This window comes from Arthrobacter sp. 05L45_2, from assembly GCF_056397525.1.
In genome coordinates this window covers 1-14,947 of record NZ_JBFTNO010000057.1, presented here as the reverse complement: position 1 = coordinate 14,947, position 14,947 = coordinate 1, and the positions used below count along the sequence as shown (strand labels likewise).

General features: G+C 70.3%; 12 protein-coding genes. 2 read left to right on the top strand and 10 right to left on the bottom strand.

Features of this window, described 5'->3' with window-relative positions; genetic code table 11:
• On the bottom strand, positions 1–495 hold a 495-nt coding region (locus AC1DHD_RS06670), incomplete at its 3' end, for a response regulator transcription factor (RefSeq protein ID WP_476878960.1).
• Positions 492–3,224, bottom strand: coding sequence for a DUF4118 domain-containing protein (locus AC1DHD_RS06665; RefSeq protein ID WP_476878959.1), 2,733 nt, complete (start codon positions 3,222–3,224; stop codon positions 492–494). The genes AC1DHD_RS06665 and AC1DHD_RS06670, both read right to left, overlap by 4 nt.
• Positions 3,225–3,392: 168 nt before the next feature.
• On the opposite strand from AC1DHD_RS06665, the gene AC1DHD_RS06660 reads away from it, so the two are divergent.
• Positions 3,393–5,369 carry an APC family permease gene (locus AC1DHD_RS06660; protein ID WP_476878958.1) on the top strand — a complete coding sequence of 659 codons (1,977 nt, stop codon included), beginning with the start codon at positions 3,393–3,395 and terminating at the stop codon, positions 5,367–5,369.
• 2 nt (positions 5,370–5,371) lie between these two features.
• On the opposite strand, the gene AC1DHD_RS06655 is transcribed toward AC1DHD_RS06660, so the two are convergent.
• The 4 genes from AC1DHD_RS06655 to AC1DHD_RS06640 form a co-directional block, all read right to left on the bottom strand.
• Positions 5,372–6,055 carry a LysE family translocator gene (locus AC1DHD_RS06655; RefSeq protein WP_476878957.1) on the bottom strand — a complete coding sequence of 228 codons (684 nt, stop codon included), beginning with the start codon at positions 6,053–6,055 and terminating at the stop codon, positions 5,372–5,374.
• A 127-nt stretch (positions 6,056–6,182) separates the two neighbouring features.
• Entirely contained in the window at positions 6,183–6,386 is a 204-nt protein-coding gene (locus tag AC1DHD_RS06650) for a cold-shock protein (protein WP_476878956.1), read from the bottom strand.
• A 164-nt stretch (positions 6,387–6,550) separates the two neighbouring features.
• On the bottom strand, positions 6,551–7,498 hold the full coding sequence (locus tag AC1DHD_RS06645; RefSeq protein ID WP_476878955.1) for an alpha/beta fold hydrolase: 948 nt from the start codon (positions 7,496–7,498) through the stop codon (positions 6,551–6,553).
• 29 nt (positions 7,499–7,527) lie between these two features.
• The gene (locus AC1DHD_RS06640; RefSeq protein WP_476878954.1) at positions 7,528–8,409 is read right to left on the bottom strand and encodes a helix-turn-helix transcriptional regulator; all 882 of its coding nucleotides are present in this window, start codon (positions 8,407–8,409) and stop codon (positions 7,528–7,530) included.
• A 104-nt stretch (positions 8,410–8,513) separates the two neighbouring features.
• Here AC1DHD_RS06640 and AC1DHD_RS06635 point away from each other — a divergent pair, with 104 nt between their 5' ends.
• Complete coding sequence (locus AC1DHD_RS06635; protein WP_476878961.1) at positions 8,514–9,395, top strand: aldo/keto reductase; 882 nt, start codon at positions 8,514–8,516, stop codon at positions 9,393–9,395.
• A gap of 57 nt (positions 9,396–9,452) precedes the next feature.
• On the opposite strand, the gene AC1DHD_RS06630 is transcribed toward AC1DHD_RS06635, so the two are convergent.
• The 4 genes from AC1DHD_RS06630 to AC1DHD_RS06615 form a co-directional block, all read right to left on the bottom strand.
• Positions 9,453–12,152, bottom strand: coding sequence for a PEP/pyruvate-binding domain-containing protein (locus tag AC1DHD_RS06630; RefSeq protein WP_476878953.1), 2,700 nt, complete (start codon positions 12,150–12,152; stop codon positions 9,453–9,455).
• A 9-nt stretch (positions 12,153–12,161) separates the two neighbouring features.
• A complete protein-coding gene (locus AC1DHD_RS06625; protein WP_476878952.1) occupies positions 12,162–12,476 on the bottom strand; it encodes a hypothetical protein in 315 nt (104 codons plus the stop codon).
• An 86-nt stretch (positions 12,477–12,562) separates the two neighbouring features.
• Complete coding sequence (locus AC1DHD_RS06620; RefSeq protein ID WP_476878951.1) at positions 12,563–13,618, bottom strand: zinc-dependent alcohol dehydrogenase family protein; 1,056 nt, start codon at positions 13,616–13,618, stop codon at positions 12,563–12,565.
• A gap of 80 nt (positions 13,619–13,698) precedes the next feature.
• The gene (locus tag AC1DHD_RS06615) at positions 13,699–14,895 is read right to left on the bottom strand and encodes an acetyl-CoA acetyltransferase (RefSeq protein WP_476878950.1); all 1,197 of its coding nucleotides are present in this window, start codon (positions 14,893–14,895) and stop codon (positions 13,699–13,701) included.
• Between the last annotated feature and the right edge of the window lie 52 nt (positions 14,896–14,947).

The following is a 14,947-nucleotide window of genomic DNA, read 5'->3' as shown; positions in this document are numbered from 1 at the left end:
GTTCCGCACCAGGACCTCCAGCATTTTCCACTCCGTCGGGGTGAGCCGGATGTCTTCGCCGCCGCGTGTGACGCGGTGCTTGCCGAGATCCACGGTGAACGCGTCCGTGGCGACGACGGACGGTTCCTTGCTGTCGGCGCTGCGCCGCAGCAGGGCCCGCAGCCGGGCCAGGAGTTCGTCCAGCCCGAACGGTTTGGTGATGTAGTCATCCGCGCCGGCGTCCAGGGCCTGCACTTTGTCCGTGGAGCCGTGGCGGGCCGACAGGACCAGCACCGGGACCTGGCTCCAGCCCCGGAGTTTCGCCAGGACGGCGGCGCCGTCCATGTCCGGCAGGCCCAGGTCCAGGATGACCAGCGACGGCGGGGTCCGGGCCGCGGCCGCCAGCGCGGACTGCCCGTCCTCGGCCGCCGTGACGTCGTAGCCGTGGGCGCGCAGCGTGATCCGCAGGGCCCGCAGCAGGTACGGGTCGTCGTCGACCACCAGGACGGCGGTCATGGCATGTCCGTGGGGGAGGAAAGGATCGGCGGCGCGTGGTGGCGTCCCAGCAGGGCGGATTGCGGCTCCAACGGTGCCTGCTCGGGCCGCTCAGCGACAGGCGCACCCTCGGACAGCGGCAGGCTGACCACCATCGTCAGGCCGCCGCCGGGGGTGGTTTCCGCGGTCAGCCGGCCGCCCATCGCCTCGGTGAACCCCTTCGCGACGGCCAGCCCGAGGCCGACGCCGGTGGCCCGGTTCGCGTCGTCCAGCCGCTGGAAGGGACGGAACATCTCCACCACCTGCTCCGCGGGGACCCCCGTGCCGTGGTCGATGATCCGCATTTCTCCGGCGGGGCGGCCCGCGACTGCGCCGGCGCCCAGACCGCCCGCGGTGCCCGTCAGGACGATGTCCGAGTGCGGGGCGTATTTGACGGCGTTCTCGACGATGTTCGCGATGACGCGTTCGAGCATCCCGGGGTCGGCATCCACCTCGGGCATGTTGGCGGGCAGTTCCACCCGGACCCGGCCGGCGTCAATCCCGTGCAGGGCGCCGCTGACCACCTCGTACCAGCGCGTCGGGCGGAGCAGCGGGGTGACCGTGTCGGAGGTGATCCGGGACATGTCCAGCAGGTTGCCCACCAGGGCATCGAGCCGGTCCGAGCACTCATCGATGGTTTCGAGCAGTTCCTGTTCCTCTTCCCGGGTGTAGCGGACGCCGGTCTGGCGCAGCCCGCCCACAGCGAGCTTGATGCCGGCCAGCGGGGTCCGGAGGTCGTGGGAGACCGCGCGGAGCAGTGAGGTCCGGATGGAGTTGCTCTCGGCCAGCCGCCGGAGCTGGCTGCGGCTGGCCAGCAGTTGCTGGTTCTCGAGCTGGGCCAGCAGGTGCAAACCGAAGGCGCCCAGCAGTCGGCGGTCACTGGCGGGGAGCACGCGGCCGGAGAGGACCAGCCGCGTGGCCGGGTTGATCTGCTCGACGTTGTCCCCGTGCGGGCCGGCAACGGCGGTGTCCCCGTGCGGACCGGCAGCGGCAGCGGCATGGTCGGAGGCGGCAGCGGCGTCGTCGGCGGTTACGGGCGGAACGTCCCCGACGCCGGCGAGCAGCCGCCACCGCGGCCCCGTCGCCGCCGCCGGGCCGTCGTCGGACTCAGCGCCGGCGAGGCCGTACAAGGCCGCGCCGCGGACCTGGAAAACGTCCAAGGCCTGTTCCAGTAGGCCGGTGACAGTGTCCTCCGATCCGGCGGCACCGCGCGACAGCTCGGCCAGGGTGGTTGCTTCCGCCCGCGCCCGGGCGGCCTCCTTGGAGCGCCGGGCAGCGATGTCCACCACCACGGCGACGGCCGCAGACACCCCGACGAACACCACCAGGGCGAGGACGTTCTGGGCGTCGCTGATGGCGAAATTGCCCACCGGCGGGGTGGAGAAATAGTTGACCAGCAGGCTGCTCCACAACGCCGCGAGGATCGCCGGCCACAGCCCGCCGACCAGCGCCACTGCGACGGACCCGGTGAGCTGGAGCAGCATGGATGTGGCCAGGTTCTTGTCCGGGTTGATTTCCAGGAACAGCTGGAGCAGCACGGGCAGCAGCACCGCCAGGCCAAAACCGACAGTGACCCGGAGCCTGCCCAGGTCGCCCTGCCGGCCAGGCCGGCGGCCCCGTTGCGGGCTGTCCAGCGGCACCAGGTGCACGTCGATCCCGCCGGCCCCGCGGAGCACCCGTCCCGCGAGGGCGCCGCCGCGCAGGCCGGTCACCACACGGTGCCAGGCGCTCTTGGGGGCCGATCCCAGCACCAGCTGGGAGGCGTTGACGCTCCGGGCGAAATCAAGAAGGGCCTCGGCCGGGTCTTCACCGACCACCACGTGGTAGCTGCCGCCCAGGTCCTGGACCAGCTGGCGCTGGGCATCGAGGGCCTGCGGCGACTCGGCGGCCACCGTCCCGGCGGCCCGGACGTGGACGGCCAGCAGGTCGTTGCCGGTGACCCGGCTCAGCAGCCGGGCACCGCGCAGGACCAGGGATTCGCCGTCGGCTCCGCCGGCCAGTCCCACCACCACCCGCTCGCGGGTGGGCCAGCCGGCGTCGATCCGGTTCCCTTCCCGGTAGGCTGCCAGGCCCTCGTCCACGCGGTCCGCGAGCCACAGGAGCGCCAGTTCGCGGAGCGCGGCCAGGTTCCCGGGACGGAAGTAGTTGGACAGGGCAGAGTCGATCCGGTCGGCCGGCACAATCTTTCCCGCAGCGAGCCGTTGCCGGAGCAGGTCCGGGGAGAGATCCACCAGCTGGAGCTGGTCGGCACGCCGGACGATCCCGTCGGGTACCGTCTCCGGCCGCCGGCCCCGGGTGATCCCGCTGACGACGTCGGCCAGGGAGGCCAGCTGGTGGACGTCCAGGGTGGTCAGGACGTTGGTCCCGGCGGCCAGCAGCTCGTTGATGTCTTCCCAGCGGTGCGCGTTCCGGCTGCCGGGGGCGTTTGAGTGGGCGTACTCGTCCACGATGGCGGTGGCCGGTGCCCGGTGCAGGACGGCGTCGAGGTCCAGTTCCTCGACCTCGATCCCGCCGGCGGGAACACGCCGCGGATCGATCAGCTCAAGGCCCGCCAGCAGGTCCCGGGTATCGCGGCGGCCGCGGTCGCGGGCGATGCCAACCACCACGTCCTCGCCGGCGCTGCGGAGCCGGTGGCCTTCGCGGAGCATGGCGAACGTCTTGCCGACGCCCGGGGCGTATCCCAGGAAAATGCGCAGCGTTCCACGTGCCATGCAGTCATTCTTCCATTCCGGCCCTGGTCCGGCGCCGGGGTGCGGCGTCAAGGAATTATCAAGATCCGTCCCGGGGTGGTGGTTGCGGGCCGGGCCGCTGCTAGCTTCGCAATTGAGAGCCACAGTGCGGCGTCCGCCCGTGAGGGGCGCCGCGAGGAAAGGAAGATCATGACAACCCTGAGCAGGCCGCCGGCTGACCCGTCGGCGCCGCGTCCCGGCCGGAAGACCGCATTGCGGAAATGGCTGCTGGTGGGGCTGCAGGACAGCAAGGGCTCGCACCAGGGCCCCGGCGGAGTCCCCGCGGCCGAGGAGAAGAAGCACACCTGGTGGCAGGTGATGTGCCTGACCGGTGTGGACTACTTCTCCACCCTCGGCTATCAGCCCGCCATCGCCGCGCTCGCCGCCGGCGTCATTTCGCCGCTGGCCACCCTGGTCCTCGTGGCGATCACCCTGCTGGGCGCCCTGCCCGTCTACCGGCGCGTGGCCGGGGAGAGCCACCGCGGCGAAGGCTCCATCGCCATGCTGGAACGGCTGATGCCGCGCTGGGGCGGGAAGCTCTTTGTGCTGGTCCTGCTTGGCTTCGCCGCAACCGACTTTATGATCACCATGACGCTCTCGGCCGCCGACGCCACCGCGCACCTGGTCCAGAACCCGATGGCGCCGGGGTGGCTGCAGGGCCAGAACGTGACCATCACCCTGATCCTGCTGGCACTGCTGGCGGCCGTCTTCCTGCGCGGTTTCAAGGAAGCCATCGGCGTCGCCGTCGTCATCGTCGGGCTGTATCTGGGACTGAACGTGGTGGTGGTCGCGGCGTCCCTCTGGGAGGTCCTGACCCATCCCGTGGCGGTGGACAACTGGTGGCAGGCCATCTCCACTTCGCACGGCAACCCGCTGCTGGCAGTCGGCTTCGCCCTGCTGGTGTTCCCGAAACTCGCACTTGGACTGTCCGGGTTCGAGACCGGCGTTGCCGTGATGCCCCAGATCAAGGGCCACGCTGACGACACCGAGGACCACCCCGCGGGACGGATCCAGGGCGCACGGAAGCTGCTGACCACGGCCGCGCTGATCATGAGCACGTTCCTGATCGTCAGCAGTTTCACCACCGTGGTGCTGATCCCGGCGCAGGAGTTCCAGCCCGGCGGCCAGGCCAACGGACGGGCACTGGCGTTCCTGGCCCACGAACACCTGGGCGTAGGCTTCGGCACCGTCTATGACCTGTCCACGATCGCCATCCTCTGGTTCGCCGGCGCCTCCGCCATGGCCGGGCTGCTGAACCTCGTGCCGCGCTACCTGCCCCGGTACGGGATGGCCCCCGGCTGGGCCCGGGCCGTGCGCCCGCTGGTCCTGGTGTTCACCCTGATCGGGTTTTTGATCACCTGGCTGTTCAACGCCGACGTCGACGCCCAGGGCGGCGCCTACGCCACCGGCGTGCTGGTGCTGATGACCTCCGCGGCGGTCGCCGTGACCCTGTCCGCGCGCCGCCAGCGGCAGCGCAAACGCACCATCGGCTTCGGCGTTATCGCCGTCGTCTTCATCTACACCACGGTGGCCAACATCATCGAACGCCCGGAGGGCCTCCGGATCGCGTCGATCTTCATCCTCGGCATCATCGTGATCTCACTGCTCTCGCGTGCCCGCCGCTCCTTCGAGCTGCACGCCACCCACGTCCACCTGGACCGGCAGGCGCTTGAGTTTATGTCCGACGAACTGGACGGCCCGCTCCGGATTGTGGCCCACGAGCCGCTGCGGCTCAGCGCGGAGGCATACCGGCAGAAGCTGGAGTCCGCGATTGAGGTCAGCCACCTGCCCCTGGACTACCGGGCCGTGTTCCTGGARGTCRTCGTSGACGATTCCTCGGACTTCGAAACCGAATTGGAGGTCCGCGGCATCACCAGGCACGGCTACCGGATCCTGGAAGTGCATGGCCCGGCGGTCGCAAACACGATCGCGTCGGCGCTGCTGCACATCCGGGACGTGACCGGCCTGATGCCGCACATCTACTTCCGCTGGACCGAGGGAAACCCGCTGACCAACCTGCTGCGCTTCCTCGCGTTCGGGGAGGGGGAAATTGCGCCGGTCACCCGCGAGGTGCTGCGTGAGGCCGAACCCGATGTCACCAGGCGGCCCTGGGTCCACGTGGGGTAGGCCTAGGCAGAGACCAAGGATTTGGTCAGGATCGTTCCGCCGACGCCGGCCAGCACGGCGCCGGATCCGGCGGTGACGGCCCGCTTCACGCGGGGCCGGGCCAGGACGGTGGAGACCCGCTTGAGGGCATGGACCAGCACGACGTACCAGACCAGGGCGATGGCCAGGAAGATGCCGGCCATCAACGCGTGCTGTTCCAGCGGCGGGAGCGCTCCCAGGTTGAACTGTGGGAACAGCGACAGGTAGAAGACGGCAACTTTGGGGTTGAGCAGGTTGCTCACCACTCCCTGCAGGAAGGGCGAGTCACCCCGGAACCGGAGCCCGGCAGCGGCGGCCGGGGCCGCTTCCGGCTCCGGAGCACGGCGGCCATGGCCGAAGGCTTCCCACAGGGCGCCAACGCCGAGGTAAAGAAGGTACGCCGCGCCGGCAATCCGGATGATGGTGCCGAGCACTTCGGACGCCGACAGAAGGGCCGTGACGCCGAGGACGGCGAGGAGGGCAAGGATGGTGTTGCCGACCATGATGCCCGCGGCAGTCGATGCGGCCGACCCGGGGCCGCGGTGGGCGTTCTTCAGGACCAGGGCGAAGTCCGGTCCGGGAACCAGGACCACCACGAGGCAGGTCAGCGCGAAGGCCATCAGTTGTTCGACCATCAAGGGGGTGCCTCCGGTGGGGGTTGGTGCCATCAAAGTGTAGCGGCGGCTGGTGCAAGCGTGCAGACGAAAGACAGCAGCCCCACCGGAGAATTACTCCGGAGGGGCTGCTGCGGACTTCTAGGAGAAGTGTTCCGGCAGGCCGGGTCTTCCTGAAAGCTTAGAGCGGGCGGATGTTCTCAGCCTGCGGGCCCTTCGGGCCCTGGGTGACGTCGAACTCGACCTTCTGGTTCTCGTCCAGCGAGCGGTAGCCGCTGGAAGCGATTGCCGAGTAGTGGGCGAAAACGTCGGCCGACCCGTCATCCGGGGCAATGRAGCCAAAACCCTTTTCGGCGTTGAACCATTTAACTGTGCCTGTAGCCATGCCTTTATCCTTCTGAAACGCTGCTGATCTCCGGCGGCCACGGAGGCCAACGGCTGCGGAGACATTCGTCCGCTGTCCCCAACGTACGGGGCGCGGGGCCGAGGTGCAAGAGGCTGAGTGCGGGACTTAAGCCCGGAACCGCGCCGCAAACGGGCCGGGCCGGGCTAACCGGCGTCGGCGAAGAGGGCAATCAGGTCGCGGCTCATCTGGTGCGGCGAGGTCTCGCTGGGGCTGTGGCCACCCCGGTAAACGGCAATCTTCGCCCCGATGGCCTGGGCGAAGCGGCGGTGCAGCGCCAGCGGCCAGAGATCGTGCTCGCCGACGGCGACCAGCTTCGGCAGTGTTGCCGCCGCCAGGTCCGCCCTGAGGTCCGGGACGTGCTGCATCAGCAGGAAAATGTCCCGCACGGCCGCCCGGCGGGTGAGCCGGAAGCGGGACCGGACAAAGCGGATCCGGTTCGGTGCCACCCGGACCACGTTGCTGCGGATGCCCCAGATCATCAGCGCCGCGCCCACCCTGGCCCCCGCCCGGCCGCTGAGGCGGCCGATCCGCTGGATCCCGCGGAAACTGTTTCCCGCTTCCGGCGGGCAACTGAGCAGGGTCAGGCTGCGGAACAGCTCGGGCCGCTGCGTGAAGGCCACTTGTGCGACGATTGCGGAGAAGGAATATCCGACGACGTGCGCGGCGCCGTGCCCGGCGTCAAGCAGGGCGATCAGGTCGTCGGTGAACAGCGGGTAGTCATAGTGCGCCCGGGGCGGGTGCAGGTGCTCGGGGCCGGCGGCGGCCGACTCGTACTGGCCGGCGATATCGCAGCTGAGCACAAAGTAGCCGGCGGCGGCGAGCTCCGGGAGCATCAAAGCAAAGTCTTCTTTGGAGCCCGTGGCCCCCGGAACCAGCAGGACCGGCGGATTGCCCGGGTCGCCCATGGACAGCGTCGCCAGCGCGCCGCTGGGGGCCAGGAATTCGCCGCGGACGGCGCCCGGCGGCGGAACGGACCAATCGCCGTCGGGCAGCGCAGCGTCAAGCCGGGCGGCCTCATCAACCAGCCCTGAGCCGAAGACCCCGGGATCGGGATCAGGTACGCCCGGAACGCTCCGGCCAGTTGACACCATGGACTAAAGATAGCCCCCGGCGCTGGCGGTCATTGGATCCCGCGGAGGGGGACCGGCGCAGTGTTCCGCTGGGTGGCAACCCAGCTCGCGAGGACTTTCAGGGCGTCTTCGGAGGGCGTCCCGGGCTCTGCCGTGTAGACGTTGATGCGCAGCCCCGGGTCGCCGGGAAGCTCGAGCGCCTCGAAGCTGAGGTCAAGGTCCCCGACCACCGGGTGGTGGAGCCGCTTCCGGCCGGTGCGGTGGTGCTTGACGTCGTGCCGGGCCCAGCGGACGCGGAATTCCTCGCTGCGGGTGGAGAGCTCCCCGATCAGGTCGGTGAGGTCCTTGTCGTAGGGGTTCTTGCCTGCCGTGGAGCGCAGGATGGCGACGATGTCGTCCGCGGCGCGCTCCCAGTCGGTAAAGAACTCCCGCGCCTTCGGGTTTAGGAAGGTGAAGCGACCGCTGTTCGGCGGGGTGACCGTCTCGGCCATCAGGTCCTGGTACAGGGCGCCGCCGAGTTCGTTGGCGGCCAGGACGTCGCCCCGGTCGTTGCGGACCCACGCCGGAGCGGCCGTGATGGCGTCGAGGACGCGCTGCACGCTGGGACGCACAGTCTGCGGGCTGCGCTTGCGCCGCGCCCTGGGCGGAGCGGCGGCCGCCCGTGCGAGGTCGAATAGGTGCGCCGTTTCGGCGTCGTCGAGGTGGAGCGCGCGGGCGAGGGCTTCCAGGACACTGTCCGAGGCGCCGGAGAGGTTTCCGCGCTCCAGCCGGATGTAGTAGTCAACGCTCACGCCGGCGAGCATCGCGACTTCCTCCCGGCGCAGGCCGGTGACACGCCGGTTCCCGCCGTAGAGGGGCAGGCCGGCTTCTTCCGGCGTGATCCGGGCCCGGCGGGAGGTCAGGAACTTCCGCACGTCGTCGCTGTGTGTCATGGCCCCAACGCTACGCCGCGGGGCGCCGCCGGGGCAGGGGCAAGAGGGGTACTGACGTTCCCTCCCGCAAACTCCTGCACCCCAATACCGTGGAAGGCATGACTATGGAACTTACCCTCAACAACGGCGTCACCATGCCTGCCCTCGGCCTGGGCGTCTTCCAGAGCCCGCCGGAGGAAACCACCGCGGCCGTCGAGGCCGCGCTCGCGGCCGGTTACCGGCACATCGATACCGCCGCGGCCTACGGGAACGAACGCGAAGTCGGTGCGGGCATCCGCCGGTCCGGCCTCAAGCGTTCGGAGGTGTTTGTCGAAACCAAGGTCTGGGTCAGTGACTACGGCTACGACCAGGCGCTGCACGCCTGGCAGAAAGCCGCCGGCAAACTCGGCGTGGACTACCTTGACCTGCTGATCCTGCACCAGCCCGCCCCGGACAGGTTCGAGCGGACGATCGCCGCCTACAAGGCACTGGAGACCCTCCTCGCCGACGGCCGGGTACGCGCGATCGGGGTCAGCAACTTCATGCCGCACCACCTCGAAGAGCTCCTGGCCGCGACCGACGTTGTACCCGCCGTCAACCAGGTTGAACTGCATCCCTACTTCACCCAGCCCGATGTCCAGGCTGCGGACGCCGCCAATGGCATCCTGACCCAGGCGTGGTCGCCCATCGGCGGGATCACCTTCTACCCCGGCTGGGGTGAGGACCGCAGGAACGTTATGGAAGACCCGGCGATCGCCACCATCGCCGACAGTCACAGCAAAAGCGCCGCCCAGATCATGCTGCGCTGGCACCTGCAGCACGGCCGGTCGGCCATCCCCAAGTCCACGAACCCGGCACGCATCGCCGAGAACTTCGACGTCTTCGACTTTGAGCTAAGTGCCGCGGAGCTCGCGGAGATCGACGCGCTCGACACCGGGAAGCGCAACGGACCGGACCCGGACGTGTCCCGTGCCGAGCGGTTCGCGATGGTCATCCCGGAAGCCTGACCGGGCGGCAGGAAAACCGTGGCGTGTGCTGCCCCGTGTGCTGCCTTCGGCCGGAGCTCAGTCCGGGACTTCCAGGACCGTCCCGGCCGCGCCGTCCACGGTGACGCGCTGGCCGGTGTGCAGCCGGGTGGTGGCGTCCGGCACGCCCACCACGGCGGGAATCCCGTATTCCCTGGCGACGACGGCGCCGTGCGAAATGACGCCGCCCATCTCCATGACCAGGGCACCGGCTGTCAGGAACAGCGGAGTCCAGCCCGGGTCCGTTGAGGGCGCCACGAGGATCTCGCCGGGCTCCAGCCGGGCGCCCACCGGGTCAAGGATCACCCGCACCGTCCCGGTGGCCGTGCCGGCCGAAGCCGGCGTCCCGGACAGGGCGCCAGGCGCGGGGGCCGCGGCCATCGTGGCGGCCTCCACGTCCGTCCCGTCGGAAAGCAGCACCCGGGGGATCCGGCGGCGGCGCAGTTCGACGTCGTACAGCTGGCGGCGCCTGGTGACGACGTCCTGCATACGGGCGCCGCGCAGGCTCACGCGCAGTTCGTCGAAGTCGAGGAAGAACACGTCGTCGGCGGCGGCCACGACGCCGGCGCGCACCAGCGAATCGCCGAGCAGCAGGAGCTGCCGGTGCATCTCGCCGAGGACCTTCACGATGTAGAACTTGGGCAGCTCGCGCAGCCCCGACAGTTCCCGGACCCGCCGCAGGGACAGCGCCAGGACCCGTGCGCGCCACCTTCCGTGGGCCGCCGCCCGGGCAACCAGGTCCCGGATCCGGTCGTCCGCATGCCCGGCGGCCCGGCGGAACTGCCGGTCCGGTGCCTGCTCCGGGTCCTCGACGCGCAGGTAGTTGGAGATCATCCCGAGGATGTGGTCGGGCTGGTCGGACCAGCGGGGCATACCGAGGTCGATCTCCGCCACGGCCCGGTGGCCATAGCGGGACAGGAAGTTCCGCACCCCGGCCTGAGCTGCGGCGGGCAGTGAACCGGCGCGGAAGGCCTCGGCCAGGGCTGCGGGCTGCCGGACCAGGAACGCCTCCCGCGACGGCGCGTCGGCGCCGAGCTCCACCGCCAGCTGCCAGAGCTCCAGGTCCATCTCGGTGGTCACGTTGTGCGGGAGACCGCGCAGGACGGCTTCCAGTTCGCGGGGTTCGGCGATGCCGCGCAGCAGCCGGCGGGCGACCGCCAGCATGATGTAGCCGACCGAGGGGCCGGGAAGTGTGGCGCGGATCAGCCCGTCGATGGTCCGGCCGGTGATCTGCTCGGCGAAGTCCAGCCGTTGCACGGCGGTCGCGGGTTCGGCCAGCACCAGCTGCGCATCGAGGTCCTTGCCGTACGCCTGGACCCGGCGCAGTTCGGCTCCCGGCCGGAGCGCGGCACCGACCAGCGCGGGGAACAGGCCGAGGATCATCCCCGCGCCGGGCGACGATCCGCGGGCCCGGGTGCCGCCTGCCGGCCTGGGCCGCCGGCGTGGCCGTGGCCGGCGGGGTTTGGTGGCCGCGAAGCGCGGATCGGCAAGCACCGCGGGAAGGACCGCCGCGGAGCGGCCGTCCGCCAGCGGGAGGATCCGGGCCAGGTACCGGCGGCCCCACTTGTTCTGCAGCAAAGCGGTCAGGTCCACATACATCCGCAGGCCCGGGTTCACGTACCGCCATGGCCCCTCGGTTCCCCGCATCAGTCCAAGCGCCGCGAGTCCGATCGGGGTAATCGGCCGGGTGAGTCCCTGCAGGAGGGTTCCGCAGAGGTAGATCCGCGGCCCGGCCGCGGGGTCGGGGTTCAGCGCCGACGGGTCGGCGGAAAGCGGGTCCTCCAGCGGATACAGGGTGGTGATCGGCCGGGACTGCGTCAGCCACGCCTTGCCGGCGGCGTCGAACGCCCACTCGATATCCTGCGGCGCGCCGAAGAGTTCCTGGACAGCGTCACCAAGCCTGGTCAGCGCGGTGAGGGCGGGCTCAGCCAGGCTCCAGGCCGGCTGGGGACCCGGGGTGCCGGGTACCCGCCGCAGGAGCCGCGCGGTGGCGGTGGTCAGTGTGAACTGGTCCGGGTTGACCGCGCCGGAAACTACGCCTTCGCCGGTCCCGGTGCTGGCGTTGATGACCGTTTCGGTACGGGTTCCGGTCAGCGGATTCGCCGTGAACATCACGCCCGCCGTGGCGGCGTCGACCATCACCTGCACGACGACGGCGAGACGCACCCCGCGGTGGCTGATCCCGTTGGCGGACCGGTAGGCCACCGCACGGTCGCTCCACAAGGAGGCCCAGCAGCGCCGGACGGCATCGATTACTGCGTCGGGCCCCCGCACGTTCAGAAAGGAGTCCTGCTGGCCGGCGAAGCTGGCGAAAGGCAGGTCCTCCGCAGTGGCCGAGGACCGGACAGCCACTGGCGCCCAGGCGCCGAGGGCCGTGTAGGCCGTCAGCACCGCGGCGCTGATCCCGGGCGGCACGTCGGCGGCCATAATCAGCTCCCGGGCACGGGCCGCCAGCCCGTCGCGGCCGGCGGGACCGGCGGGTCCGTCGCCGCCGGCCGCATCATCGAGCCGGGCGGCCAGGGCGTTCAGCTCCGGCGGCGCCGCCAGGGCGTAGGCATCGGTGGTCAGGCAGAAGCCGTCGGGTACCGGAAAACCGGCGGCGGCAAGTACCCCAAGGTTCCGGGCCTTGCCGCCCACCAGATCCAGGGAAGCGGTCGCCGCGCGGCGGAGATCCAGGACCACCCCGCCCTCTTCCGGGCCCGCGCCCGCCGGCCCGACGCCACCAGGTTCGGGACACATACAACGCGCCTAGGGGGCCGCAGCGTCGCCGGTGTCCTCCCATTGGACATCCAGGTTCCGGAACACCGGCGGGGAGTCGCACAGGGCGGCCATCTGGGCCGCGAACTCGGAGGTCTCCGGCCGGCCGGAATTCTCCATCGCGGATTCGTAGGAATCGAATTCGACGATGGTGAGGTAGGTGCCCGGCCGGTCGCGGTCCGCGGTGTTCAGGATCCGGCGGAAGGACGGGGCGGTGTCGCCGCCGGTCCGGGAAGGCCGGCCGAGCGCCTCGATCTCCTCGATGCGGGACGACGTGAACTCGATAATCTGCACAAACCTGGCCATAACGGCTCCTTGACGGCTGCGGGTGCTGATGCGCTTCACGCTAGACCCGCGGCCGCGGCAGTGCAAGAGTGCCGCCCCGCTCCCGGCTACGGGGCCAGCAGGACCTTGATGGCCCGCCGTTCGTCCATCGCCCGGTAGGCCTCCGGGGCCTCCTCCAGCGGCATTACGACGTCGAACACCCGGCCCGGGTTGATGCTGCCGTTCAGGACATCGGCGAGCAGTTCCGGGATGTAGGTGCGGGCCGGGGCCATGCCGCCGCCGATTGAAATGTTGGTGTCGAAGAGGTAGCGCACCGGGATCTCGGCGCCGCCGGTGGGCACGCCTACAAAGCCCATGGCACCGCCCGGGCGGACGCTGTGCAGCGCCTGCTCCATCGATTCCTTGGTGCCCACGCATTCGAGGACCGAGTCCGCCAGGACCCCGCCGAGCAGTTCGCGGACCTTGGCCACGCCCTCGTCGCCGCGTTCGGCCACGATGTCGGTGGCGCCGAATTCCTTGGCGATGGCCTGCCGGTCGGCGTGCCGGGACATCGCGATGATCCGTTCGGCGCCCAGCCGCTTGGCGGCGAGGACCCCGCACAGACCCACGGCACCGTCGCCGACCACCACAACGGTCCTGCCGGGGCCGGCCTTCGCGGCGAGGGCGGCGTGGTGGCCGGTGGCCATCACATCGGAGAGGGTCAGCAGGCTGGCGCGCAGCGCGTCGTCGGGCTCGGTGATGCCCGGCACCTTGACGAGGGTGGCGTCGGCCAGCGGTACCCGGACCGCCTGGCCCTGGCCGCCGTCGATCGCCAGGCCGGCGTCGTCGGTGCCGCCCCAGCCGGCGAGGTGGTCGCAGGCGACAGTGACACCGTTGAGGCACTGCGGGCACTTGCCGCAGCTGACCACAAACGGGGCGATGACGAGGTCGCCCACGGCCAGGCCGGTGACGTCATCGCCGATGCTCTCCACGAGGCCGATGAACTCGTGGCCGATCGCGGACGGCTTGTGGGTGGGCTTCACGCCGCGGTAGGGCCAGAGGTCGGAGCCGCAGACGCAGGCGGCGGTGACCTTGACGACGGCGTCGGTGGGCTGCTGGACGGTGGGGTATTCGCGGTCTTCGACTCGGATATCGCCGGGACCGTGGATGATGGTGGCGCGCATGGGTTTCCTCGCCTTGTGGTGGTGAATGGGGTGGAATCGAGTCTATCCGTGCGCGCCCCGCCGTGTCCCCGGGTGGTGTCCTACACGGCCTCGAGCACGCTGACGTAGTTGGCGATACCCACGCCGCCCATGTTCTGCACGGCGGCGCGGCGCGGTGCGGCCAGCTGCATGTCCCCGGCCGTGCCTGTCAGCTGCATTGCGGCGATGACGTGCTGCGATACGCCGGTGGCSCCSACCGGGTGGCCCTTGGCCTTSAGYCCGCCSGAGACGTTGACGGGGAGCTTCCCGTCCTTGAAGACCCAGCCTTCCTYGAYSGCACGGGCSCCCTGGCCCGGYTCGGTCAGGCCCATGGCCTCGTACATCAGCAGTTCGGCGATGGTGAAGCAGTCGTGCACCTCGGCGAAGTCCAGGTCCTCCAGTCCGACGCCGGCCATCCCTAGAGCGCGCTCCCAGGAGGCGCGCGTCGCGGCGAACGCCGTCGGGTCGCGGCGGTCGGCGGGGAAGAAGTCGTTGGCCTGGCCGAAGCCGGCCAAACGGACCGGGTCGGTGGCCCCGTCGGTGGGGGCGACGGAGAGCACGAGGGCGGCGGCACCATCGGAGACGGGGGAGCAGTCGGTGCGGCGCAGCGGATCGGCGACCATCGGGTTCTTATCCGACACCGTCCGGCAGAACTCCTCGCCGAGGTCCTTGCGGAGCTGGGCGTAGGGGTTGTCAACGCCGTTGCGGTGGTTCTTCGCGGCGATCGAGCCGAGCACGTCGGACAGGTTTCCCGTCCCGGCGCCGTAGCGCTTCTCGTAGTGCTTGGCGACCTCCGCGAACAGGCCGGTGAAGCCCGTGGTGGAGGGCTTACCGGCCATGTCGTAGTCCGCGCCCAGCAAGGCCGCGCCCACGACGTCGGCCCCGGCCTGCGTCATCTTCTCCGCACCGATCACCAGGACGGTCTTCGCGGTGCCGGCCAGCAGCGACTTCGTGCCCTGTTGGAACGCGGCCGAACCGGAGGCGCAGGCGTTCTCCACCCGCGTGGAAGGCACATTCGCCAGCTGCTCGGAGACCTGCAGCGCCAGCGAGGCCGGGAACGCCAGCGGCATCATGCCGGAGTTGAACTGGCCCAGGTAGATTTCGTCGATTTGGCCGGGTTCGATCCCCGCGTTGGCGATCGCCTCGGTGGAGACCTGCACAATCAGGGACTCGAGGGTCTCCTCGGTGAGCTTGCCGAACCGGCTGTGGCCCCAGCCGGTGAGCAGGACGTCCTTGCCGAACTGGTCCTTGAGGCTCATGCCCGGGCCCCTTCCAGCGCGTCCGCGGTGTCTTCCAGGGAAGGATCGACGT